The organism is Yersinia canariae, from assembly GCF_009831415.1.
Classification (GTDB): Bacteria; Pseudomonadota; Gammaproteobacteria; order Enterobacterales; family Enterobacteriaceae; genus Yersinia; species Yersinia canariae.
The window spans coordinates 2,037,557-2,060,477 of sequence record NZ_CP043727.1; the positions used below are offsets into that span (position 1 = coordinate 2,037,557).

Below are 22,921 nucleotides of genomic sequence, written 5' to 3' on the forward strand. Positions count from 1 at the left end.
GCACATGGTTTTCAATACAATAAATTAATTACACTGCACTTTAATTGCTAACCCACCACGTGAGGTTTCGCGGTATTTGGCATTCATATCTTTACCGGTTTCAAACATAGTTTCGATAACTTTATCCAGTGAAACGCGTGGTTCGCTGGTGCGGCGCATGGCCATACGTGCTGAGTTAATCGCTTTCACTGACGCAATAGCATTACGTTCAATGCACGGTACTTGAACCTGACCTGCAACCGGGTCACATGTCAGCCCCAGATTATGTTCCATGCCAATTTCTGCGGCGATGCACACTTGCACCGGGCTAGCCCCCAGTAATTCAGCCAGACCCGCCGCGGCCATTGAACAGGCAACGCCCACTTCACCCTGACAGCCGACTTCAGCGCCAGAAATAGACGCATTCATCTTATACAGAATCCCGACCGCCCCTGATGACAGGAAGTAGCGGATAAAGATTTCAGGAGTAACAGGTTCGATAAAGTGGTCGTAATAAGCCAGTACCGCCGGGACGATACCACAGGCCCCGTTAGTGGGGGCGGTCACCACACGGCCACCGGCCGCATTTTCTTCGTTAACTGCCAGCGCGAACATATTGACCCAATCAATAACATTCATTGGATCGCTGGACAGTTTATCCGAAGAAACTAACAAACGGCGCAACGCTGAGGCACGGCGTGGTACACGCAGTGGGCCGGGCAAGACGCCTTCAGTGTTTAGGCCGCGATCAATACAGGCGCGCATGGTTTGCCAAATCGCCGTAAAGTAGGATTCAATCTCTTCTTTGCTGTGCATCGCCAGCTCATTCTGCATCACCATACCGGAGATAGACATACCAGTTTGTTCGCAGTTTGCCAGGATTTCTTCAGCTGAATGGAATGGATAAGGGACGCTAACGGCATTTACCGCGGCTTTGCCGAAATGCTCTTCATCAACAATAAACCCGCCGCCGATTGAGTAATAGGTTTTGCTCAATACCTTTTCATCACTGGCAAAGGCGTGAATCTGCATGGCGTTTTCATGCAATGGCAGGTTATCACTGCGAAAGACCATTCCACCTTCACGCGGGAAATCCACTTCATGCAAGCCATTGGCCAGCATCAGTTTTTGGCGTAATTCTACATCACGAATAAACCCTGGAATGCTATCGATATCCACGGTGTCTGGCATATTGCCAGCCAACCCCATAATAATAGCGATATCGGTGTGGTGACCTTTTCCGGTCAGGGACAGTGAGCCATAAACATCGACGGCCACACGTGTAACAGATGGCATTAACCCTTGCGTGACCAATAAATCAGCAAATTCTTTGCCAGCTTTCATTGGCCCAACGGTATGGGAGCTGGATGGGCCGATGCCAATCTTAAACATATCAAAAACGCTAATCACACTGAAACTCCTTAACAAAGCTTTTTGTTATTCTCCGCGCATATGAATGTGGCCGAGAATACTTGTATTACGTATAAGAACTCTGTGGATAGCAGCAGGTTACTTTGTATTGAGTATTGCTATCACAGGGCCCTGCTAATTTGGGTCTTACTGGTATTGGCTGTATCAATGTGATACCGCAACAATGGCATCTCGCGACTTATTAATCGCTATCACTACCTGCTTTTAACCTTACATTTTTAGTGGTTTATAGTGATGAATGATATTTTACAGATATTTCATAACGCTGATAGAGCAGTTTACAGTTTTTTTAAAATGGTTGTGCAAAGAAAATAGAGTAAAAATCGATGTGATGAGGTGATAGGGATCGCTTTATGCTGTAATTCCGCTTTTTTAGCCGTCATGCTGTGATACTTGTCACTCAATACCCGTGCTATTCATATGCCTATTGGGGTCAAACGCTGACCTGCTGCGCCAGACGGCGAATAATCGCCGCTGTTAGACCCCAAATAAATTGGCTTTCATACCATGACAAATAGACCCGGTGATTGACTCCGCCACGATGAATATCTAGCGAGTAGTAGCGCGACAGTCTGAGCGCCTCGTATAAGGGAATTTCAAATAGCCCGGCGACTTCCTCTTCATTCCCCTGAAAAGCAATATTAGCGGGCACCAAGCCGACAATAGGAGTGACCTGATAACCACTGGAGCTGTCGAGTGGGGCCAGTTGCCCTAATACATGCACAACAGATGTGGGGATTGCCACTTCTTCCTCCGCCTCACGTAGCGCGGTATCAATCAGTGAAAAATCCTGTGGGTCAGCTTTGCCGCCGGGAAAGGCGACCTGACCAGCATGTTTGCGTAAATGATCCGAGCGCCGAGTCAATAACAATGTGGGTTCAGGCCGACAAACAATAGGAATTAACACGGCGGCATGGCGACTATTGGCAGAAAAACTGCCAGGTTGCGGCTGTTGTAGCTGGAATCGGCTAATAAATTCCGACAAAGTCCGGCTTGATTGACTCACAAACACATCACTCACAGAATCCACTCACTCATTAATTAACTATTTTCCAGTAGCGGTAATATTCGGGCAATTTTATCAAATGTTTCCTGATATTCAGCCTGTTCCTGACTGTCAGCCACAATGCCGCCTCCGGCAGAACAATATATCTTACCGTTTTCAGTCAGCAGGGTGCGGATGGTAATGTTGGTGTCCATCGTGCCGCAGCAACTAATATAGCCAATGTTACCGCAATAGGCATTGCGGCGTTGCGGCTCCAATTGTTCAATTATCTCCATGGCCCGAATTTTCGGCGCTCCGGTGATAGAACCCCCGGGGAAACAAGCGCGCAATAATGCGGTTGGCGGCGATTCCACGGGCAGCGTTGCAGTAATGGTGCTGACCAGATGATGTACGGCAGGGAATGGCTCGACGACAAATAACTCGGGTACCCGCACACTTCCCGGCTGCGCTACCCGGCCAATATCATTGCGCAGCAGATCAACTATCATCAGGTTTTCAGCACGATCTTTAGCCGAATTGGCCAACCGCTCCGCTTGCTGACTATCCTGCTCAGGGTCATCGAGTCGCGGCAAAGTGCCTTTAATGGGGCGAGTTTGTATTTGGCGGTTTTCTAACCATAAAAAGCGTTCCGGTGAGACACTCAGGATTGCGTTTTGCGCTAAGCGAATAAAGGCGGAAAAAGGCGCGCGATTACTGCGGCTTAGTGACAGAAAAGCTTGCCATTCATCGCCCTGATATTCAGCACTGAATCTCTGGGCCAAATTAATTTGATAGCAGTCGCCGCTGTGCTGGTATTCCTGAATTTGACGGAATTTTTCGCCATATTGCTCTCGTGACATATTGGCTTGCCACTGACTAGTAAGTTTAAATGGCAAAGGGGCTTCGGGGTTTCTTTGTTGCAGCAACCACTGCAAGCGCTGTTCAGCATCACCGTGACACACCAATGTCAGTTTTTGCAAATGATGATCGCTAATCAAAGCCCAGTCATACAGCCCGACGGCCATATCCGGCAAGGTAATATCTTGCTCAGCCAGCACGGGTAATGTTTCAACCCGGCGGCCCAAATCGTAGCCAAATAACCCCAATGCGCCGCCCAAAAACGGCAGATCAGGGTGGGGTGATATGGGGGGCGAAAATTTGTCCAATTGTTGCTGTAATAAGGAGAAAGGATCTTCACGGGAGAACTCTTGGCCTTGCGCACAGGTAATCTCCGTTTGCTCGCCCCGCGTGGTGAGGGTAATTCGTGGGTCGGCAACCAGAATATCAAAACGGTTATGGGCGTGTTCAGCAAATCCGGAATGCAGCAGCATGGCCCAAGCTTGATGAGCAAGTGGTGCAAATTGCTGGAGCAGGGCATCTGGCTGATAAGGTAAGGTTTTGAAGGTCAGGGGTTTCACACTCATGAGTTACTATTCTTTTCTTTCGTCCGGCCATATTAGACGGCGTAATGATATTTTCGCCACCAACAGGCGGGAAGATTAGCACAAATTACCCAGCATTTGGGGCATTCGTGAAGAGCTGTCAATTCACCGTAGACAGCAATTCACTTTAAATAACAAGAAACAGGTATACTGAATCAATTATATGTAGGAGATAAATTAATGTTAGCGGGTATGCCTTCACTTTCTCATGAGGAACAGCAAGAAGCTGTTGAACGTATTCATCAATTCATGTCGGAAGGCATGAGCAGTGGCGAGGCGATTGCCATCGTGGCCGCAGAGATTCGTGAGCGGCACGAGAATGATCCACAAGCCATGGCTATCTTTGAAGATACTGACTTTGATGAACATGATGAGTCTGATTATCGTCGCGATAATGAGCAGGATGCGGACGAAATAGAAGACCCGTACGAGGGGTAAGCCCCGGCATCGGGCTATTCCATCCCAATAAACCCGCCTAAATGGCGGGTTTATACATATGTGCGGATTACTGACCTGTCACGACAACCGCGCTCGCGGCTCGTTTTGCAACCTCAATCGCCGTGTCAGTGTCATCCGCGACCGCCAGCGCAACGCCCAACCGCCGTTGACCGGCAATATCGGGCTTACCAAATAAGCGAATCTGAGTGTCACCGACCAATGCTGTTTCCAACCCATGGTAAGCAATATTGTGGCTGGTCAATTCAGGCAAAATAACCGCAGATGCGGCCGCACCATACTGACGAATTGTGCCAATCGGCAAGCCCAAAAATGCTCGGACATGCAAGGCAAATTCAGACATATTCTGCGAAATCAATGTCACCATGCCTGTATCGTGCGGCCGTGGTGAAACTTCGCTGAAAATAACCTCGTCACCGCAGACAAACAATTCCACACCAAATAACCCATAGCCGCCCAGTGCTTTTACCACTTGAGAAGCCACTTCTTTGGCGCGCGCAACTGCAATATCACTCATCGCCTGTGGCTGCCAAGATTCACGGTAATCGCCATCTTCCTGGCGGTGACCAATAGGCGCACAGAAGTGGATCCCATCGACAGCACTGATGGTCAGCAAGGTAATTTCAAAATCAAAGCGCACCAAACCTTCGACAATCACTTTTCCGCCGCCAGCACGGCCGCCTTGCTGTGCGTAATCCCACGCGGTTTGGAGTTGTTCTTCATTGCGAATTAGGCTCTGGCCTTTGCCCGAAGAACTCATCACCGGTTTTACAATGCACGGGTAGCCAATTTCACCGACTGCCTGGCAAAATTCGCTATGGGTCTCGGCAAAACGGTAGCTGGATGTCGGCAATTGTAGGGTTTCGGCTGCCAAACGGCGGATACCTTCGCGGTTCATGGTCAAGCGAGTCGCTTCTGCGCAGGGCACAACTTTTTGGCCCATATTTTCTAACTCAACCAGCATATCAGTGGCGATAGCTTCAATTTCCGGCACGATATAATGTGGTTTTTCCTGTTCGACTAACTGTTTGAGCGCGGTGCCATCCAGCATGTTAATGACATGACTACGATGAGCAACATGCATCGCGGGTGCATCGGCGTAGCGATCAACAGCAATCACCTCCAACCCCAGTCTTTGGCATTCAATCGCCACTTCTTTGCCCAGCTCTCCAGAGCCAAGCAACATGACACGGGTGGCATTTGGGCGCAGAGCGGTTCCAATAGTCAGCATAGTTAGGTACCTACATCAGTGGGAAAGTGACACAGTCATTTGACGCGAGATGAATTTTACGGGCATGAGTATACGGCAAAATGGCGACGAAAACGATTGCGTATCGACACCTCAGCCGAGAATTACGCCATTTTCTCAGTATTGATGCGGTATAGTTCCGGCAATGGCCCTATCTCTGGTATTATCGCGCCAAAATCTTGCGCTCGCCTTCAGGCCATCGCTGCCATTCCATCCAGTTATAAGAGTTACTGCCGTGAGCACAACTTCCTTTTCTTCCCTGACACTGCCAGCTGAGCAGTTGTCCAATCTTAATGAACTTGGCTATACCGAGATGACACCGGTACAGGCCGCAGCACTGCCGGCAATCCTCAATGGGCAGGATGTTCGGGCAAAAGCCAAAACCGGCAGTGGTAAAACTGCGGCATTCGGCATTGGTTTGCTGGACAAAATTGCTGTGGGTGAGTTTGTTACCCAAGCCTTGGTGCTGTGTCCAACCCGAGAACTGGCTGATCAGGTAAGCAAAGAGTTGCGCCGATTAGCTCGTTTTACTCAAAACATTAAAATCCTGACTTTATGCGGCGGCCAACCAATGGGCCATCAGCTGGACTCTCTGGTGCATGCGCCCCATATTGTTGTCGGCACGCCGGGCCGTATTCAGGAGCATTTACGTAAGAAAACGTTGGTGCTGGACTATCTCAAAATTCTGGTGTTGGACGAAGCCGATCGCATGTTGGATATGGGCTTTACCGATGCTATTGATGATGTGATTTCATATACCCCACCGCAACGCCAAACATTGCTGTTCTCGGCCACTTATCCGGCCGGTATTGAGCAAATCAGTGCGCGGGTTCAGCGCCAGCCCATCAATGTTGAAGTTGATGATGGTGACGAAGCCCCCGCTATTGAACAAGTCTTTTTCGAAACCACCCGCGAAAAACGGTTACCGCTGTTAATCTCGGTTCTCAGTCACTATCAACCCGCATCTTGTGTGGTGTTTTGTAACACCAAAAAAGATTGTCAGAGTGTCTATGAAGCACTGGAATCCCGTGGCATTAGCGTGTTGGCCTTGCACGGGGATTTAGAGCAACGCGACCGTGATCAGGTTCTGGTGCGTTTTGCCAATCGCAGTTGCCGGGTATTAGTCGCGACGGATGTTGCCGCCCGTGGTTTGGATATTAAAGACTTGGAACTGGTGGTCAATTTCGAATTGGCGTTTGATCCTGAAGTTCATGTGCACCGCATTGGCCGTACCGGGCGGGCGGGGATGAGCGGTCTGGCCGTGAGCCTGTGCACGCCGCAGGAAATGACCCGCGCGCACGCCATTGAAGATTATCTGCAAATGAAATTGAAATGGACACCCACTGAGCAGGTGAGCCGCAGCGCCAACACACTGTTAGAACCCGAAATGGTGACGTTGTGCATTGACGGTGGGCGCAAAGCTAAAATCCGCCCCGGCGATATTCTGGGTGCTTTAACCGGTGATGCCGGCCTGACTGCCGCGGATGTGGGTAAAATCGATATGTTCCCGGTCCATGCTTATGTCGCTATTCGCAAAGCGAGTGCTAAACGCGCACTGCAACAGTTACAGCAAGGCAAGATCAAAGGCAAAAACTGTAAAGCCCGTTTACTAAAATAATCACAGTGGAAGGCGATGACAGTTGCATCGCCCCAATACATCACACTATACTGTGTTTATGTACAGTTATCTGTAAGTGAAGAGGACGCGTATCAATGGCCGTTGAAATAAAATTCGTCGTGGTAAGACAGGGTGAGGAAAAAATGACTTTCACAACCAAAAAAGAAGCCGATGCCTACGATAAAATGCTGGATTTGGCTGACAATTTGTCTGAGTGGTTGTCACAGTCACCTTTAACACTTGAAGAAGAGCAACGCGAGGCCTTGAGCTTCTTCCTTGCAGAGAACAAAGACGCATTAGGGCAAATTCTGCGTGGCGCTAACCCGACGGCATCCGCCGATGGGCAGCCAAAAGCGAAAGTAGAAAAAATTGCGCCAGAGAAAAAAGCCAAACCTGAAGAAAATCAAGCCGCTTAATCTGTCCGGTTTCGGCAGAAAGTGAAAAAAGGATCTAAAATGAATCGTGAAATCACCTTCTTTCGCCGTTTTGAGGCGGATATTCTGGCTGATCGTAAAACGATAACCATCCGGGATAGCAGTGAATCCGATTTTCGCCCAGAAGAAATCCTGCGCGTATGTCGTTATGAAGACGGCGTATTTTTCTGCCACATTTTGGTCAAATCTGTCACTCCGATCACATTGGATGCACTGACGGAACGCCATGCGGAGCAAGAAAATATGTCGTTGGATGAACTGAAAAAAGTGATTAAGGATATCTATCCGGGGCTGGAACAGTTCTACGTGATTGAATTTACTCGGTGTTAATTAAATAGCGTGAATACTTTAACACTTTAGCGCTATTCACTCTGTAACCTACCTTTCAATCATTGTTCCAGCCTAAGATAGAAATAATAATATCTGGAGGAATAATGAGAAAGATAGGATTCGCCTTGATAGTCTTCACCGCATTGGCTGGTGTCATCAGTAGCGTACAGGCTCAGGAACCGCGGGTAGCAAAAGTCCCGACTTGTACCGGGCTAAATCAGTCTCAAGTAGCGACTCAAGTTAAACGGGATTTTCTACAAAACCGTATAACGCGTTGGGAAGCAGATAAGAAATTGTTGGGCACGGACAGTCCGGTGGTGTGGATTAGCGCAGTAGATATTACAGGCAAAGATGATATCTGGCAGGTTCCTTTGACTGCTCGTGGCGGAAAAGGCGATAAAACTTACCAGGTTGTACTCGACTGTAAAGCCGGCACTATTACCTATACTTTGCGCACCTGACGCCGTACCGCTGGAATTAAATTAATCATCCCTAAACAGGTGCGGGTGCTAACATTACCTGCCCCTGTTTATCATCTTGTTTATCATTGGATTAGCCCCCTTAGACTAAACTAAAGGCATGTGCTACTGCTTGGCATCAACAAGTAATCGTGTCACTCTCGCGGTAACGAACACAGATGGATACTTCAACTAATGACCATACCTCCAAAGGCTGATAAACGCCCTTATCCGATGGCGATGCACGGCGACGTCCGTACAGATGATTATTACTGGCTACGTGATGATGAGCGCACTGACGCTGATGTTCTGAGCTACCTGCAAGCTGAAAATGATTTCACCGAGGCGGTTTTGAAACCGCAACAACCCCTACGTGAAACGCTGTATCAGGAAATGGTTTCCCGCATTCCGCCGCAAGAAGAATCTGTCCCCTATACCCGTAATGGCTACCGTTATCAAACGCGTTTTGAACCGGGCAATGAGTATGCCATTTACGTGCGTCAGCCCGTTTGGGCTGATAGCAGTTGGGAAACATTACTGGATGGAAATCAACGCGCTGCGGACAGTGAGTTTTACACGTTGGGGGGCTTGGATGTTAGCCCAGATAATCAGCTGTTAGCGGTTGCTGAGGATTTCTTATCACGACGCCAATATGATATCCGCGTCAAGCATTTACACAGTGATACTTGGCAGCAGGAAGTGATCAGTAATACGTCGGGTAGCTTTGAGTGGGCTAATGATTCAAAAACGCTGTATTACGTGCGTAAACATGAAAAAACGTTATTGCCTTATCAGGTCTATCGCCACGTAGTGGGAACTGACCCCGCATCAGACCAACTGATTTATCAGGAAACTGACGACACTTTCTATGTCGGCTTGGAAAAAACCACGTCTGAGCGTTTTATTGTTATCCATTTGAGCAGCACCACAACATCTGAAATTTTACTGTTGGATGCCGATCAACTCGAACCGGTCCCATTGATGTTTGCGCCACGCCGCAAAGACCATGAATACGGTTTGGATCACTATAAACAGCATTTTTACTTGCGCTCAAATAAAGATGGCAAAAATTTCGGCCTGTACAAAATAGCCGAAGCAGGTAAAGCGCAAACTGATTTCGCTGATGAATCTCAGTGGGTATCATTAATTGCGCCGAGAACGGATGTGATGTTGGAAGGTTTCAGCTTATTCCGCGATTGGCTGGTGGTGGAAGAACGGAGTGAAGGGCTGACGCATTTGCGGCAAATTCACTGGGCCACTCGCGAAGAAAAATCGATTACTTTTGATGACCCTACCTATGTCACCTGGCTGGCGTATAACCCTGAGCCGGAAACTGAACTGTTGCGCTATGGCTATTCTTCCATGACCACACCAAGTTCCATGTATGAACTTAATATGGATACCGGAGCCCGTCAGTTGCTCAAGCAGCAGGAAGTGAAGAATTTCACGCCAGAAAAGTATCGCAGTGAGCGGATTTGGGTTACAGCATCGGATGGAGTCAAAGTACCGGTTTCATTGGTTTATCACCGTGAGCACTTTGTCTCAGGAGGTAACCCGCTGTTGGTCTACGGCTACGGTTCTTATGGCAGCAGCATGGATCCGGCATTCAGTGGTAGCCGCTTAAGCCTGTTGGACCGTGGTTTTGTCTTTGCACTGGCGCACATTCGCGGCGGGGGAGAATTAGGGCAGCAATGGTATGAAGATGGCAAGTTGCTCAATAAATTAAATACATTCAATGATTTTATCGATGTTACTAAAACATTAGTCGCCAGGGGCTATGGTGATGCTAATCGTGTTTTTGCTATGGGCGGGAGCGCAGGCGGCTTATTAGTCGGCGCAGTTATTAATCAGGCCCCTGAATTATACAAAGGCGTTGTGGCGCAGGTGCCATTTGTTGATGTGGTCACCACAATGCTGGATGAATCCATCCCTCTAACGACTGGTGAGTATGATGAATGGGGTAATCCGAACGATAAAGCCTATTACGATTACATCAAGCAATACAGCCCATACGATCAAGTCAAAGCGCAAGATTACCCGCACATGCTGGTGACCACCGGGTTACACGATTCGCAGGTTCAATATTGGGAACCTGCAAAATGGGTCGCAAAACTGCGGGAAATGAAGACTGATGACCACCAATTATTGCTTTATACCGATATGGATTCGGGCCATGGTGGCAAATCAGGGCGCTTTAAAGCTTATGAAGACATCGCCTTAGAATATGCTTTCATTCTTTCTTTGGCTTGATTCAATAAGACAGGCTACGCCAGATAATAAGTCAGGGTATGGCGCATGTCTGGCGTAAGGTCAGTGATTGAGGATAACATCCAACGCAGATAGTCCGGATCTTGTCGGGCTATCTGTTCAATACTTTTTCCCCGATATTTTCCGAACTTAAATGTTTGCAACAGCAATGGTTGTTGGGTTATTTCCGCCATTTGTTCAGCACTCCAACCTGTGTCTCGTATTATGCGTTGCAACAGAGCAGCGGTGACATAGCAATCATATAAAGCACGATGCGGATAAAGGCCCTCTGGCACTGAAACATTCAGGCGTAAAGCGTAACGAAGATATTGATTGCTGTGCTTAATATCAGGATAAAGCATACGGGCGAGTTTTAAGGTACAAATCCATTGACCGCCCATTTCGGGTAACACACCGCGGTCAAAGGGGGCATTATGAGCAACATAATAAGGGCTATCCTGATATTTTCTTACTGCGACGGCAATTCGCGGTTTGCCTTCCACCATTTCTTCAGTGATATGGTGAATCACCATCGCATCAATACTGATAGGCCGGTCAGGGCTAACCAGGTCACTCATCGGGTTGCTCAATACTCCATCAACCACATCGATGGATGCGATTTCGACTATCCCGCCCTCTAAGCCACAAGTCTCAGTATCGATGACACGAAAATACATTCTCATTCCCCCCATAATGCTTAAATATTAGCAACAAAAAACCCGCCTATCGTGGCGGGTTGACTGACGAGACGAAAAATCCGTTATTCTGCGCTAGAGGAAGATGACTTTTTAGCGCGTTTCTCAGCTTTTTTCTCAGCTGGTGTTTTTAGTGGCTTTTTCTTCGCGTTCTTTTTGCTGTCCATTCCCTTACTCATGGCTTGCCTCTCTTTACCTTCGGTTAGGTTGGTACGCCCACCTATTAACCACCTTATCAGGGTGAGTTGCAAGAGAAGAAAGCACTGACATAATTAATCTATTGTTTAGTAAGAATATTATTAAATATATTCTTCTCTTATTCCTGTTTATCGCAGATCATGTCGAGGTTCAACACCTGAAATTTAATTAAGTTATGGTGTATTTATCGCCTGTTGATGGAATTAATGAGCTGATTGGCGTAAATGTAATGTTTTATCGTTGACCCTGCGGGCTGTATAGGCTTTGATAACGTTAATGTCTTAACAAACATGGAAAAATAATGGAACAATTGCGTGGGCTTTATCCAGCGTATGAACCTTACGATAGTGGCTTATTAGACACGGGTGATGGTCATCAAATTTACTGGGAAATTTGTGGTAATCCTGAGGGTAAACCCGCGGTATTTATTCATGGCGGCCCTGGGGGCGGGATCGCGCCTTATCATCGGCAACTTTTCAACCCAACCAAATACAAAGTATTACTGTTTGATCAACGTGGATGTGGGCGCTCAAAGCCTCATGCCAGTCTGGATAATAATACGACTTGGCATTTAGTCGAGGATATCGAACGGCTGCGTAAGATGGCAGGTGTTGATAAGTGGTTGATATTCGGTGGTTCTTGGGGTTCAACACTTGCGTTGGCTTATGGCGAAACCCACCCTGAACGGGTGAGTGAGATGGTTTTGCGTGGGATATTCACTCTGCGTAAAAAAGAGTTGGATTGGTATTATCAGGACGGTGCTTCCCGTTTCTTCCCAGATAAATGGCAGCGCGTGCTATCCATTTTATCGCCAGAGGAGCAGGGCGATGTCACTGCTGCATACCGAAAGCGGCTGACCTCACCTGACAAGGCAGTACAATTGGAAGCCGCTAAGATTTGGAGTCTGTGGGAGGGTGAAACCGTCACTTTATTACCAACCAAGAGTTCGGCCTCATTTGGTGAAGATGACTTCGCTTTGGCATTTGCCCGCATTGAAAATCACTATTTCACCCACTTAGGTTTTTTGGACAGCGATAACCAACTGCTGGACAACGTCACGCGCATTCGCCATATCCCGGCGGTGATTATTCACGGGCGTTATGATATGGCTTGTCAGCCACAGAATGCGTGGGATTTAGCCAACGCTTGGCCGGAAGCTGAATTGCATATTGTCGAAGGTGCCGGGCATTCTTTTGACGAACCGGGTATCTTGCACCAACTGATTCTTGCAACTGACAAATTTGCTCGAAAACTCTAGCCGTTGCCGCTGACAAACTCCCGCAGATCTCTTGCGGGAGCATCTATTTATGACTTCATTTTTGGCTCATACGGCAAGCGCGAGAATTTATTGGATTCGCTACGGTAGTGCGCCAGGCGTTGCAAAAAGTATTCCCGCAGCTCGTCAGGTTGTTCTCGCGCAACCATTTCAGCTATGACTGGCATATTGTAGCGCTCTTTAAATGCAACACCTGAGGCGGCCAAATCAACATTCATTTTTGCTGTTTCTTCGTCAGAAAGCTCAGCCAGGTTGTATCCCATTGTCTTCTCCTTCGTGGCGCGTGGGCGGTTATGCCGCAAAAGGTAATGCAGCTGGCAGATATTGGCAAGCAGCTAATGGGGTTAAAGAACGTCAAATTAAATCGTTTATCGTGAGTTAATATTAGCCTTGTAAATTTATGGTTATTATTTATTAGGTCAAACCTCAAATAATAATCATTCCTTTTAGTATTCTTGCGGTAATGTGAATGATTCTTATAATAATTAACTTAATGTTTTAATATTAAATAAATCTTTTAATAATCAATGCATTAAATCATTTATTATTTTTATCACATATTAATGTGAATAGGGTGTTCTTATTTTGTTTTTATCTTGGCATAATACACAAAGTTAATCGTTGCTTACCTGCATTATAAAAATTAGGGAATTATTATGTTGAAAACAGAAATGGCACAGAAGCTCAATGAGCAGCTGAATCTGGAATTTTACTCTGCCAATCTTTATCTGCAGATGAGTGCCTGGTGCAGCGATAAAGGGTTTGAAGGAGCCGCCGCATTTTTAAAAGAGCATTCTCAAGAAGAGATGCAACATATGCAGCGTTTGTTTGAATATCTCAGTGGCACAGGTTCTATGCCGGTATTAGGCACTATCAGTGCGCCGCCGGTAGATTTTGCTTCGCTGGCGGATGTATTTAAACTGACCTATGAGCACGAGCAATTAATCACGACCCAAATTAATGAACTTGCCCATGTTGCAATGACCACTCACGATTACTCTACATTCAATTTCTTGCAGTGGTATGTAGCTGAACAGCATGAAGAAGAAAAACTGTTCAAATCTATTCTGGATAAACTGGCGCTGGTAGGTAACAGCGGCAATTCATTGTTCTTCGTCGATAAAGACTTGAAAACAATGGCAACGCAAAGCCACGTTCAGGGCTAATTTTTGGTTTGATTTATCATCACCGCAGTTTCTATCCACCACTTAGTGGGGCCAGAAACTGCGGTTTTTTACTGTATCCCTGCCATGCTTATTCGTACTATTTCCCTTAATTTTATTGTTTTGTGCTAATAGCATATTGTTTAGCTATGGTTGCTCGACTTGCCATATTCAAATCGTTATCATTTGCGATTAAAGATAGAAGAGTAGGGTGAGCTTAATTGCCGCTCAACAATTGGTTATATTTCAATCGCCACTCATAATTTGGCGTTTTATTTTGTGCCCTACCTCACAGGTAGTGCAATTGACTGGAAGTGATAGGGGTTCGCGCTGCCAATATAGGATATGGTTGGTAGCAGACTGATTCTTCTCCCCCATCGATTAAGGGATATTATGTTTATTCGCAAAGTACGTTCTTCTTGCCGCATGCTTTCGGCACTCATTGTGTTATTTGTCGGGTTATCCAGCCAACAGGCGCTGGCTCATGCTCACTTGAAAATTGAGTCTCCTGCCGCTGATACCACAATTGGTTCAGCGCCAGAAGCAGTGACGTTGGGCTTCTCTGAAGGGATTGAATTGAATTTCAGTGGCGTTAAAGTGACCGGCCCGGATAATAATGTGGTTAAAACCGGCGAGCTAAAATTGGATCCGGTAAATAACACACAACTCATTCTGCCGATCGATCACGCACTGAAAGCTGGGAAATATAATGTTTCATGGCATGTCGTGTCTGTTGATGGTCATAAAACCAAAGGCACATACAGCTTCACAGTGAAATAATATGTCTCTGGCGACCCTATTCGTTCTGTGTCGCTTTCTGCATTTTTTGGCGGTGATGCTGATGTTTGGCATCAGTATCTTCACCGCCTTATTAGCACCAGATCGTTTCTCCGCGACACTAAAAAGCCGCTTATCACCGCTACTTATTTTCAGTACTTTCCTAGGGTTAGCCTCTGCTATCGCACTTTTGGCTATCCAAGCAGGCATGATGGGCGATGGCTGGGCTGATACCTACAGACTGAGCGTCTGGTGGTCGGTATTGAGCACTCGCTTTGGCCAAATATGGCAATGGCATCTCGGCTTATCCATCTTATGCATGTGGATTGTATTACTTAACACAACTCGTTTTTACTATGGGCTAATGGTCGGTTGCTCAACACTATTACTGGCCAGTCTAGCATTTACTGGGCATGCAGCAATGCACGGTGGCATGCTGGGATGGATTCATCAGACCAATCAAATCATACATCTACTCAGTGCAGGTTATTGGGTTGGATGTTTGCCCGCATTGATCATTTGCCTGACATATACCCGTAGTCGTGATGTTAAACGAGAAGCCATCACAACGTTGATTCGGTTTTCCAGTTGGGGGCATCTGGCAGTGGCCTTAGTATTGGCCACAGGCATTATTAACAGCATTATTATACTGCGGGAGACCTCTTTAACTCTGATGTCTGCCTATCAGATGCTATTGCTCAGCAAAGTAATATTGGTGTTGTTTATGATTATTATCGCCGTGATTAACCGCTATCTGATTGTTCCCATGCTGCGCAAGTTACCGGTAAAAGCCCATTATTGGTTGGTTGTAAACAGTTGCGCCGAAATTATTCTTGGCGCAGTGGTGTTACTTTTGGTGAGTATTTTTGCAACGATGGCACCGCTATAGTGCCAAATTATATTTGGTAGATATTGCACAAAGCTTGCATCGACTCCTTTGTATACGAGAAAATCAAAACAATCAGTTAATTGAGGATAATTAAAATGAAGGGTTTTGTGCTGAAGTTATCGTTACTGATGCTATCTGTAAATGCTTTTGCTGCCGGGAAGATAATTACCGTTAGCAAGTTTGAATTTGGTAAACAATGGGCATTTAGCCGCGAGGAGGTGATGTTGGAATGCCGCTCAGGTGGTGCCTTGTTTGTGATAAATCCCAGCACGTTAGCGCAATATCCTCTCAATGATGTTGCAACTGAGCAGATGAAAGCAGGCCACGTTCTCGCGAAACCGCTAGATATTTTATTATTGGATGACAGTGAGAAGACTGGGCAAAAGATGAGTTTGGAACCTTTCCAACAGCGTGCTATGACCTTATGCCAAAAGTAAGTTCGACAATTTGCCATGGCAGAGATTAGTTTCTATTTAACAGAGAATTACCTTTCTTGACATGTAGGCTGATTTTTTTATTTAAATTAGTTTGCAACCGTTATTAATTACTTCTGTTGCTAAGCTGGCGAAACACATGTACTCGACTACTCTTAAAGGGTACGGCTGAGTAAGCCTACGTTAATGCCAACTTTTAGCGCACGGCTCTCTCCCAAGAGCCATTTCCCTAGACCGAATATAGGAATCGTATTCGGTCTCTTTTTAAATTATTGATTCTAGTGGTTTTTTTCTGTCCCTCCCGAAATCCCCCGAAATTTCCCCGAAATCCCATACTCGGCCTAAATCTGAATCCACTCATTTTTACGTGAATCAAGGTACACATTAGTCATTTTCATTGACTTATGTCCGAGTAGTTTCTGAGCAAATTCCTTACTGTATTCTGCCTCATAAAGCCGCGATGCCAGACTGCGGATCTCGTGAAAGCTGGGAGGGGATACTTCATAAACCAGATCGGTAGCCTTCAATGCTTTAACAAAGGATTTGGTGAGCGAGTCTGCATTTAAGGCTCCGAGTTTTCTGCCAGAACTTTTACTGGACGAACTTATTAGATATTCACTTTTACTTTCATTCATGCACCTTTCTATAATCTCGCCAACGGTGGTATTCATTATTTCCAGCCGCAGGGAGAGTGATATAGCAATTTGATTACCGGTCTTACCCTGTATTACCCAAAGTTTCCCATCATGTACATCGCCTTTTCTCAACTGCCGCACATCATCCCGACGCTGGCCAGTAATAAGCGCCAGTGCCATGCTGTGTTGAACCCAACTTCTCACCCATGCTTTCAGGGGCAGGGTAAATATTGCCGCCTCTTGCCCAGCACTGGAGTGTTTGGGGCGTTGGCTGTTTACTTTTGTAGATTTCTTGTGCCCATTCTTCTAATGTCAGTAGTTTGGTCATTGGTCTTTCTTCAGTAGGAAAGGGCGTAGCAATGCCACATGTGCGGTCGTTTTACACAGATAAAAACGCGAGCTAATTACCTCGGATTTCCAGTTTCTGAATTAGAGTTTGTTGATGTTCATGACTCATTAATGTGGAACTACGGATCTGACTGGTGGGCGCAATTTATTGTCCATTAAATGGGTATAGCAAAAGATAATTTACCTTCCAATGCCCCTCATAACCCAATGATGAATAATGTATTCATAATAAATCATCTTTAACTTGGGATATTTCCTACAAATAAATGGCCTCATCTTATATCCACTCTGAAGTGGTTAACTTAATGTGCATTAATAATAAATTTCCTACATGTTAGTAATGATGGTGAATATATGTCGGTTTTTGAATTTAATTATTTAATATATGTTAATTTTAAGTTTGTTTTTTATTAAAACATCATCACAGGACTACGTCTGAACTAATTTATCGACGGAATACTATGAAGTTACCGCCGACTCATCTTAATTCACCAGTGAAATCTGAATCAAACATTATTATAAAAGGTCTTTTAGATATGAATATAAATCCCAAAAATCCCACTAATCGCTCTGTGACTTTTGTTCGCAGAGCGGAATCAAGACATCAGCATCCTCAAACCAAGGTGTCAGCATTAGCCATTCTTATTTGTGCGGCGTTGAGCCATACCCCTGCATTCGCGGCATTTACGCCTGAAGTTATTGGTAACGTAGTTACCGGTGAAGTTCTTGATATCGGTGATGTACAAAATATAGGAATGGGCGGTATTGCCAATGAAACTACTATTTACGGTACGTTTTCGTCTCCTGGGAAGCAAAATGTCAACGAGGGAGGGGCAACCAATGGCACCACGATTAATAATGATGGGGAGCAGAATGTCAACGTGGGAGGAATATCCAATGACACTATGATTAATAATCGTGGGACTCAGAATGTCAGTGGGGTAGCCAACGGCACCACAGTTAATAATGATGGGCATCAGTATATCTATGGGGGGACAGCGAACAACACCACGATTAATACTCGTGGGTATCAAGTTATCCGAAGCGATGGTGTGGCTAATGATACAACGATAAATGATGATGGGTATCAGGTTATCTACAATAACGGAATAGCGAACAACACCACGATAAATGACAGTGGGTATCAGGTTATCTACAATGATGGAGTAGCGAACAACGCCACGATAAATGACAGTGGGTATCAATTAGTCTACGGTAATAGCACGGCCAATAACACGACGATAAATGACAATGGGCGACAATCAGTCTACGGTGTTGCTAATGACACCATTATAAATGGTAATGGAAATCAAACCATTTCCAGTGGTGGCACAGCCCATAACACAACGGTAAATAGTTTTGGCTATATAAATATATATAGCGGAGGCAAGATTACCGGTCAGACAATAATTAACGATCTGGCTACCATTATGGGTGCTGGGCCACTGCAAAATGAAGGCGAGCTGATTTTCCAGCGCAGTGCCGATTATTCGCTGAATTTCGATCTGGGTAGTACCGGTAGCCTGATACAAAATGGCCCGCATGCTCTGACATTGTCTGTTGCAAGTAGCTATAGCGGTGCCACCATCGTTAATGGTGGCAGTATTAAAGCCGGTGCTGACAATGTATTCAGTACCCTTTCGGATTACACCACCTATACGGGCGGTACGTTGGATTTAGAGGGTTACAACCAGACGCTCCAATCCCTAAATAATGGTGGGGCTGTGAATTTTGGCGGTATTGGCGGTAACACCTTAACTATTATCGGCGATTATATTGGTAACAATGGTCTGCTGAATATGAATTCGGTACTGGAAGATGACGGCTCTGTTACAGACAAACTGATTATTGGCGGCAATACCTCCGGCAACACCTATGTACAAGTGAACAATCTGGGCGGTAGCGGTGCACAGACTCTTAATGGCATTGAGCTGATTACTGTAGCCGGTAATTCGGCGGGTGAATTTACTCAAAGCGGGCGCATTGTCGCCGGGGCTTATGATTATTACTTAGAGCGCGGTATTGGCGGCAATGAAGCTAACTGGTATTTGCAAAGCTCGATCCCGACAAGTGTGCCGGAGCCTGGTATTCCCGGTGTTCCGGGTGAACCTTCGCCAGTGATGATTGAGCGCCCGGAAGCCAGTGGTTACAGTGCTAACCTCGCAGCTGCCAATAATATGTTTGTCACCCGCCTGCACGACCGTCTGGGTGAAACTCACTATATTGATGCACTGACCGGCGAACGCAAAGTCACCAGTTTGTGGTTACGTAATGAAGGCGGTCATAACCGCTCTCGCGATACGCAAGATCAATTACACACCCAAAGTAACCGCTATGTAATGCAACTGGGGGGTGATATTGCCCAGTGGAGCCACAATGGTGTAGATCGTTTCCATCTGGGTGTGATGGCCGGTTACGGCAACAGCAAAAGCACCACTGAATCACGGCTGTCGGGCTACAGCGCCCGCGCCTCGGTGGACGGTTACAGCACCGGTGTATACGGCACTTGGTATGCCAACAGTGCGGATAAAACTGGCCTGTATGTCGATAGCTGGGCGCAATATAGCTGGTTTAATAACACCGTCAATGGGCAGGATTTAGCAGTTGAAAAGTATAAATCCAAGGGTGTCACCGCCTCAGTTGAAAGTGGCTATACCTTTAAAGTCGGTGAAAATGCGGCGAAAAATGCCAGTTACTTTATCCAACCGAAAGCGCAGGTCACCTGGATGGGCGTCAAAGCTGATGATCACAAAGAAGCCAATGGCACGCGTGTCTCAGGTGAAGGTGAGGGTAATATCCAGACCCGCCTCGGAGTGAAAGCCTTTATGAACGGCTACGCCGATCAGGATAAAGGTAAAGACCGGGTATTCCAGCCGTTTGTGGAAGCCAACTGGATCCATAACACCAAAGACTTTGGCACCACCATGGATGGCATGACGGTGAAACAAGCCGGTGCTGCCAATATTGGTGAACTAAAACTCGGTGTGGAAGGCCAGATCAATAAGAATGTAAATCTCTGGGGTAATGTCGGCCAACAAGTGGGCAACAAAGGCTACAGCGATACCGCAGTGATGTTAGGGGTGAAATACAGCTTCTAATATTGACTAAAAAACAGAAGTAAACAAGCCGGGCTATTAAGCCCGGTTTTGTCTTTAATGTTTCAATAAAATAGCCTTTAGTGATACTGACTCAGAATTTATTGAGCCATTGGATACCCTGTCTCATCGCTCATCTGATTTGCTGTAATGGGACATTATTATAATGACTTGCGGTATTCTCGTGCTAATGGGTAATAAAAAACCCCGTACTAGCGAGGTTTGAGAAACTCTTTAATTGTGATTGTTTTAATCTGCTATTTGTTGATAGAAAGCCAGCTGAATGGTTTAGCTTTCTAAATTAAAATTGGTATTGCATACCGACAGATACAGTGTAATTCATGTTTTCTATCCCGGCAGCATCACCACCTAAGTAAGCCTTTTCTCCAGTGGCCCTATTGATAATTTCGGTACCTCCTTTGCCTTCTTCATACTTACTAAGACTTAATTCCGTATAAAATTTAGTGTTAGGTGTTACGTAATAGCCTGCATCTACAGTGGCGGAATAATACCGTGAGTTGTTGGTTTTTTCGCGGAAAGTAAGATTTCGCATATAATGTCCATCGTTATCTTTTGCCGTAACCCAAGGACTGAATTTCAATAATGCATTAAATTCAAAATTCTGATATCGATATATACCGGCAAGTCCTACGTAGGGCATACTAAACTGTTGATTATAACCTATACCCGGTGCATTAGGGGGGAATACCCCAATATTAGTGCCATTGTTATAATTATAACTACCTCCGGATGCTGCCCAGCTAAATCTAGTTTCTTGATAGCCGAATATTGTTCCGATACGATATTCAGGTGTATTAAGAATCCATCCTTTTACATTTACATCAAACTCGTTGGCATGATTCAGTTGTGTATTAGGATGGGTAGACCAGTCTGACCAGTTATTCTGCCCTGGAGTTAACCAGTCATAGTCATCCATCCCAGAAGAACTGGATGCTAAGGATGTCCAGCCTCTGGCATTTAAGGTTAGCCAATTAAAGGCATCCCAAGATATATCCCCTTTAATGATAGCGGTATTTTTAATCTTCCAATTTAATTCACTTATTTTTTGTCCATTATCAGTGTCGTAGACATACTCTTTAGACTCTCCACCTAAAAGACCGAAACCAATGCTGGTTTTAATACTTTTCGAATCCAAATGAAGATTGTTATCTGCGAGCGCAGGTAAAGTTACGGTAAACACCCCAAATGCCACTAGAATACCTTTTGTTATCATAAACTACTCCTTGTTTTAAATTTAATCACCACTATTTTATTGATAAAGCGTTAACTAAAAGCTGAGAAAAATCACTTAACTAATAAACATAAATACTCCACATCAGATAACATCCGCTTAGAAAACTTGAGTGTCATGGCATTCTTAAGTATCACAACTAATTTAAACGATTAATCAATAACTCTTGTGAATACCTTTGTTGATACTTTGGGTTCTATTTCATGACATTTGTTGTAGAAATATGTAAGTGGCGAAATATTCATCTACTGAATATGGAGTTTTTATCTCTTTTATATGCTTGTCTATCGGGTTTCCTGTATATGCCCAACATTCGCAAGGCTTTATGTTGCTACTAACTTAATTTAGCAATACTTAGTTGGAAAATGATTTTTCAGCAATTGGCCAAAAGGTTTCTGACTGAAGCCGGAATACCACTAATTTCATCAGTTCAAATAAACTTTATATATCTTCAAGATATACTGACCTGCCCTTGTTTTTGTGTATCGCGTATCGTCTGACCGGATGTGAAGGCAAAGAATCAGAGGCATCTTGGTACAAGACTCTAACGATATTAGATACAAACTGCCTTGCCGGTTTTCAAACACTAAAAGCTTATTTCAGTGAAGGAAAATCAGACGAGTTTGCTATCGCCGCAGGTGTTAGCGTTTGGGATGATTTCAATAAAAAAATAGGAAAATCTGCTGATGCTGAATTTAATAAATCGGCTTATTACTATTTAAGATCGATATTGAATCAGGCTAAGGCTAACCCAGAAATGGGGGCTGAGATTAAAGCAGATCCAATAGCAACAAAGAATGAATTCCTTGCTAATTGCAGAGCAATTTTTATTGAAAAGGCTATCAAATAATTATCGCGATTATTATTCTTAGTCTATGAAGGTGCTTTGTGTTGCATCTAACTCCATGGCTCTTTCTGCTTTGGCAACACGGAGAAATATTTCCTCCTGTACATGACCCAAGTAGAGTTCCATGTCTGCTGTTTCGGTAAGTGCCGCAAGATAATTGCTACTTGCACCTGCAATAAAACAGCCATTCTTTACAGCGGATTTAAAGGCATTGAGTATTTTCGAATGATGGCGCAGAAACTCAATCCGCTTGCCTAACTCCTCTTGTTCGTCAGGATCCGATATTAGCAAACTGTCATATTGTTCCAGCGATTGCTCAACCATTTGCTGATAGTTGTATTCATTCACGATGCACCTCACGGTAAGTGGTGTTGCCAAAACCCTAGCACGTAAGAGCCGTGGTAAAGCCACTTATTCGCCGTCTTTCTTTTCATTGATACGCTGGAACGGATAGCAGTGGCCAATGGGCGCTTGGTGGGTTTGTTTATAATCAACCTTATTTGGATGCTAATCGTACACTGAAAGTAAATTCAGTTAATTATTATGGTGCTATTCCATCCTCATATTATGGTGTTTATATTTGGCCTGTTTCGGGAACGGTGGGCGGTTATGATATCCAATTTCAATGCAGACTAAACTGTACTCTAGTGATGATTACGCTATAACGAGAATTTCTCCCTTGA

At 45.3% G+C, this 22,921-nt stretch carries 23 protein-coding genes; 13 read left to right on the plus strand and 10 right to left on the minus strand.

Annotated elements, in window-relative coordinates:
• Positions 1-24 precede the first annotated feature (24 nt).
• The 3 genes from F0T03_RS09415 to pabB all read right to left on the minus strand — a co-directional run bounded on the left by F0T03_RS09415 (position 25) and on the right by pabB (position 3,819).
• Positions 25-1,389 (minus strand): L-serine ammonia-lyase, encoded by a 1,365-nt coding sequence (locus F0T03_RS09415; RefSeq protein ID WP_159678020.1) that lies wholly within the window; start codon positions 1,387-1,389, stop codon positions 25-27.
• Positions 1,390-1,843: 454 nt separating this feature from the next.
• Positions 1,844-2,431, minus strand: a complete 588-nt coding sequence (locus tag F0T03_RS09420; protein ID WP_159678022.1) for a CoA pyrophosphatase — start codon at positions 2,429-2,431, stop codon at positions 1,844-1,846.
• Between the two features lie 20 nt (positions 2,432-2,451).
• Complete coding sequence (gene pabB, locus F0T03_RS09425; protein ID WP_159678024.1) at positions 2,452-3,819, minus strand: aminodeoxychorismate synthase component 1; 1,368 nt, start codon at positions 3,817-3,819, stop codon at positions 2,452-2,454.
• 198 nt (positions 3,820-4,017) lie between these two features.
• Between pabB and F0T03_RS09430 the strand changes: the two genes are divergently transcribed.
• The gene (locus F0T03_RS09430) at positions 4,018-4,275 is read left to right on the plus strand and encodes a YoaH family protein (RefSeq protein ID WP_145555370.1); all 258 of its coding nucleotides are present in this window, start codon (positions 4,018-4,020) and stop codon (positions 4,273-4,275) included.
• A gap of 67 nt (positions 4,276-4,342) precedes the next feature.
• Here F0T03_RS09430 and purT read toward each other — a convergent pair whose 3' ends face one another.
• The gene (gene purT / locus F0T03_RS09435; protein ID WP_145555371.1) at positions 4,343-5,524 is read right to left on the minus strand and encodes a formate-dependent phosphoribosylglycinamide formyltransferase; all 1,182 of its coding nucleotides are present in this window, start codon (positions 5,522-5,524) and stop codon (positions 4,343-4,345) included.
• 253 nt (positions 5,525-5,777) lie between these two features.
• Here purT and dbpA point away from each other — a divergent pair, with 253 nt between their 5' ends.
• The 5 genes from dbpA to F0T03_RS09460 all read left to right on the plus strand — a co-directional run bounded on the left by dbpA (position 5,778) and on the right by F0T03_RS09460 (position 10,632).
• Complete coding sequence (gene dbpA, locus F0T03_RS09440) at positions 5,778-7,160, plus strand: ATP-dependent RNA helicase DbpA (RefSeq protein WP_159678026.1); 1,383 nt, start codon at positions 5,778-5,780, stop codon at positions 7,158-7,160.
• Positions 7,161-7,255: 95 nt separating this feature from the next.
• Positions 7,256-7,576 carry a YebG family protein gene (locus F0T03_RS09445; protein ID WP_145555373.1) on the plus strand — a complete coding sequence of 107 codons (321 nt, stop codon included), beginning with the start codon at positions 7,256-7,258 and terminating at the stop codon, positions 7,574-7,576.
• Positions 7,577-7,615: 39 nt separating this feature from the next.
• Positions 7,616-7,924 carry a N(4)-acetylcytidine aminohydrolase gene (gene yqfB, locus F0T03_RS09450; RefSeq protein WP_145555374.1) on the plus strand — a complete coding sequence of 103 codons (309 nt, stop codon included), beginning with the start codon at positions 7,616-7,618 and terminating at the stop codon, positions 7,922-7,924.
• Between the two features lie 104 nt (positions 7,925-8,028).
• The gene (gene yebF / locus F0T03_RS09455; RefSeq protein WP_162526925.1) at positions 8,029-8,385 is read left to right on the plus strand and encodes a protein YebF; all 357 of its coding nucleotides are present in this window, start codon (positions 8,029-8,031) and stop codon (positions 8,383-8,385) included.
• Positions 8,386-8,577: 192 nt separating this feature from the next.
• The gene (locus F0T03_RS09460; RefSeq protein ID WP_159678028.1) at positions 8,578-10,632 is read left to right on the plus strand and encodes a S9 family peptidase; all 2,055 of its coding nucleotides are present in this window, start codon (positions 8,578-8,580) and stop codon (positions 10,630-10,632) included.
• 14 nt (positions 10,633-10,646) lie between these two features.
• Here the strand turns inward: F0T03_RS09460 and exoX are convergent, their stop codons facing one another.
• On the minus strand, positions 10,647-11,306 hold the full coding sequence (gene exoX, locus F0T03_RS09465) for an exodeoxyribonuclease X (RefSeq protein WP_145555377.1): 660 nt from the start codon (positions 11,304-11,306) through the stop codon (positions 10,647-10,649).
• A gap of 517 nt (positions 11,307-11,823) precedes the next feature.
• Here exoX and pip point away from each other — a divergent pair.
• Positions 11,824-12,780 carry a prolyl aminopeptidase gene (gene pip / locus F0T03_RS09470; RefSeq protein ID WP_159678030.1) on the plus strand — a complete coding sequence of 319 codons (957 nt, stop codon included), beginning with the start codon at positions 11,824-11,826 and terminating at the stop codon, positions 12,778-12,780.
• 47 nt (positions 12,781-12,827) lie between these two features.
• On the opposite strand, the gene F0T03_RS09475 is transcribed toward pip, so the two are convergent.
• Complete coding sequence (locus tag F0T03_RS09475; protein WP_145555379.1) at positions 12,828-13,061, minus strand: DNA polymerase III subunit theta; 234 nt, start codon at positions 13,059-13,061, stop codon at positions 12,828-12,830.
• Positions 13,062-13,454: 393 nt separating this feature from the next.
• Here F0T03_RS09475 and ftnA point away from each other — a divergent pair, with 393 nt between their 5' ends.
• The 4 genes from ftnA to F0T03_RS09495 all read left to right on the plus strand — a co-directional run bounded on the left by ftnA (position 13,455) and on the right by F0T03_RS09495 (position 16,064).
• The gene (gene ftnA / locus F0T03_RS09480; protein WP_145556386.1) at positions 13,455-13,964 is read left to right on the plus strand and encodes a non-heme ferritin; all 510 of its coding nucleotides are present in this window, start codon (positions 13,455-13,457) and stop codon (positions 13,962-13,964) included.
• A gap of 390 nt (positions 13,965-14,354) precedes the next feature.
• Positions 14,355-14,741 (plus strand): CopC domain-containing protein YobA, encoded by a 387-nt coding sequence (gene yobA / locus F0T03_RS09485; RefSeq protein ID WP_159678032.1) that lies wholly within the window; start codon positions 14,355-14,357, stop codon positions 14,739-14,741.
• 1 nt (position 14,742) lies between these two features.
• Positions 14,743-15,627 (plus strand): copper homeostasis membrane protein CopD, encoded by an 885-nt coding sequence (gene copD, locus F0T03_RS09490; RefSeq protein WP_159678034.1) that lies wholly within the window; start codon positions 14,743-14,745, stop codon positions 15,625-15,627.
• Positions 15,628-15,722: 95 nt separating this feature from the next.
• On the plus strand, positions 15,723-16,064 hold the full coding sequence (locus F0T03_RS09495) for a YebY family protein (protein ID WP_162526926.1): 342 nt from the start codon (positions 15,723-15,725) through the stop codon (positions 16,062-16,064).
• A 338-nt stretch (positions 16,065-16,402) separates the two neighbouring features.
• Here F0T03_RS09495 and F0T03_RS09500 read toward each other — a convergent pair whose 3' ends face one another.
• Both F0T03_RS09500 and F0T03_RS21840 read right to left on the minus strand, forming a co-directional pair.
• Complete coding sequence (locus F0T03_RS09500) at positions 16,403-16,876, minus strand: tyrosine-type recombinase/integrase (RefSeq protein ID WP_159678037.1); 474 nt, start codon at positions 16,874-16,876, stop codon at positions 16,403-16,405.
• Complete coding sequence (locus tag F0T03_RS21840) at positions 16,839-17,024, minus strand: excisionase (protein ID WP_159678040.1); 186 nt, start codon at positions 17,022-17,024, stop codon at positions 16,839-16,841. Before F0T03_RS21840 ends, F0T03_RS09500 begins: the two co-directional genes overlap by 38 nt.
• 556 nt (positions 17,025-17,580) lie before the next feature.
• Between F0T03_RS21840 and F0T03_RS09510 the strand changes: the two genes are divergently transcribed.
• Positions 17,581-20,142, plus strand: a complete 2,562-nt coding sequence (locus tag F0T03_RS09510; RefSeq protein WP_159678043.1) for an autotransporter outer membrane beta-barrel domain-containing protein — start codon at positions 17,581-17,583, stop codon at positions 20,140-20,142.
• Between the two features lie 298 nt (positions 20,143-20,440).
• Here F0T03_RS09510 and F0T03_RS09515 read toward each other — a convergent pair whose 3' ends face one another.
• Positions 20,441-21,370 (minus strand): omptin family outer membrane protease, encoded by a 930-nt coding sequence (locus F0T03_RS09515; RefSeq protein ID WP_374757591.1) that lies wholly within the window; start codon positions 21,368-21,370, stop codon positions 20,441-20,443.
• Between the two features lie 493 nt (positions 21,371-21,863).
• On the opposite strand from F0T03_RS09515, the gene F0T03_RS09520 reads away from it, so the two are divergent.
• Positions 21,864-22,241 carry a hypothetical protein gene (locus F0T03_RS09520; RefSeq protein ID WP_145555494.1) on the plus strand — a complete coding sequence of 126 codons (378 nt, stop codon included), beginning with the start codon at positions 21,864-21,866 and terminating at the stop codon, positions 22,239-22,241.
• A gap of 18 nt (positions 22,242-22,259) precedes the next feature.
• Here F0T03_RS09520 and F0T03_RS09525 read toward each other — a convergent pair whose 3' ends face one another.
• Complete coding sequence (locus F0T03_RS09525) at positions 22,260-22,586, minus strand: hypothetical protein (RefSeq protein WP_159678045.1); 327 nt, start codon at positions 22,584-22,586, stop codon at positions 22,260-22,262.
• Positions 22,587-22,921: the final 335 nt, after the last annotated feature.

What these genes read in the sequence shown, in the direction of transcription:
- pabB (WP_159678024.1), bottom strand. Translation starts at nt 3,819, where the DNA reads ATGAGTGTGAAACCCCTGACCTTCAAAACCTTACCTTATCAGCCAGAT.
- F0T03_RS09430 (WP_145555370.1), top strand. Translation starts at nt 4,018, where the DNA reads ATGTTAGCGGGTATGCCTTCACTTTCTCATGAGGAACAGCAAGAAGCT.
- purT (WP_145555371.1), bottom strand. Translation starts at nt 5,524, where the DNA reads ATGCTGACTATTGGAACCGCTCTGCGCCCAAATGCCACCCGTGTCATG.
- F0T03_RS09445 (WP_145555373.1), top strand. Translation starts at nt 7,256, where the DNA reads ATGGCCGTTGAAATAAAATTCGTCGTGGTAAGACAGGGTGAGGAAAAA.
- yqfB (WP_145555374.1), top strand. Translation starts at nt 7,616, where the DNA reads ATGAATCGTGAAATCACCTTCTTTCGCCGTTTTGAGGCGGATATTCTG.
- yebF (WP_162526925.1), top strand. Translation starts at nt 8,029, where the DNA reads ATGAGAAAGATAGGATTCGCCTTGATAGTCTTCACCGCATTGGCTGGT.
- F0T03_RS09460 (WP_159678028.1), top strand. Translation starts at nt 8,578, where the DNA reads ATGACCATACCTCCAAAGGCTGATAAACGCCCTTATCCGATGGCGATG.
- exoX (WP_145555377.1), bottom strand. Translation starts at nt 11,306, where the DNA reads ATGTATTTTCGTGTCATCGATACTGAGACTTGTGGCTTAGAGGGCGGG.
- pip (WP_159678030.1), top strand. Translation starts at nt 11,824, where the DNA reads ATGGAACAATTGCGTGGGCTTTATCCAGCGTATGAACCTTACGATAGT.
- F0T03_RS09475 (WP_145555379.1), bottom strand. Translation starts at nt 13,061, where the DNA reads ATGGGATACAACCTGGCTGAGCTTTCTGACGAAGAAACAGCAAAAATG.
- ftnA (WP_145556386.1), top strand. Translation starts at nt 13,455, where the DNA reads ATGTTGAAAACAGAAATGGCACAGAAGCTCAATGAGCAGCTGAATCTG.
- yobA (WP_159678032.1), top strand. Translation starts at nt 14,355, where the DNA reads ATGTTTATTCGCAAAGTACGTTCTTCTTGCCGCATGCTTTCGGCACTC.
- copD (WP_159678034.1), top strand. Translation starts at nt 14,743, where the DNA reads ATGTCTCTGGCGACCCTATTCGTTCTGTGTCGCTTTCTGCATTTTTTG.
- F0T03_RS09495 (WP_162526926.1), top strand. Translation starts at nt 15,723, where the DNA reads ATGAAGGGTTTTGTGCTGAAGTTATCGTTACTGATGCTATCTGTAAAT.
- F0T03_RS09500 (WP_159678037.1), bottom strand. Translation starts at nt 16,876, where the DNA reads ATGGCACTGGCGCTTATTACTGGCCAGCGTCGGGATGATGTGCGGCAG.
- F0T03_RS21840 (WP_159678040.1), bottom strand. Translation starts at nt 17,024, where the DNA reads ATGACCAAACTACTGACATTAGAAGAATGGGCACAAGAAATCTACAAA.
- F0T03_RS09510 (WP_159678043.1), top strand. Translation starts at nt 17,581, where the DNA reads ATGAATATAAATCCCAAAAATCCCACTAATCGCTCTGTGACTTTTGTT.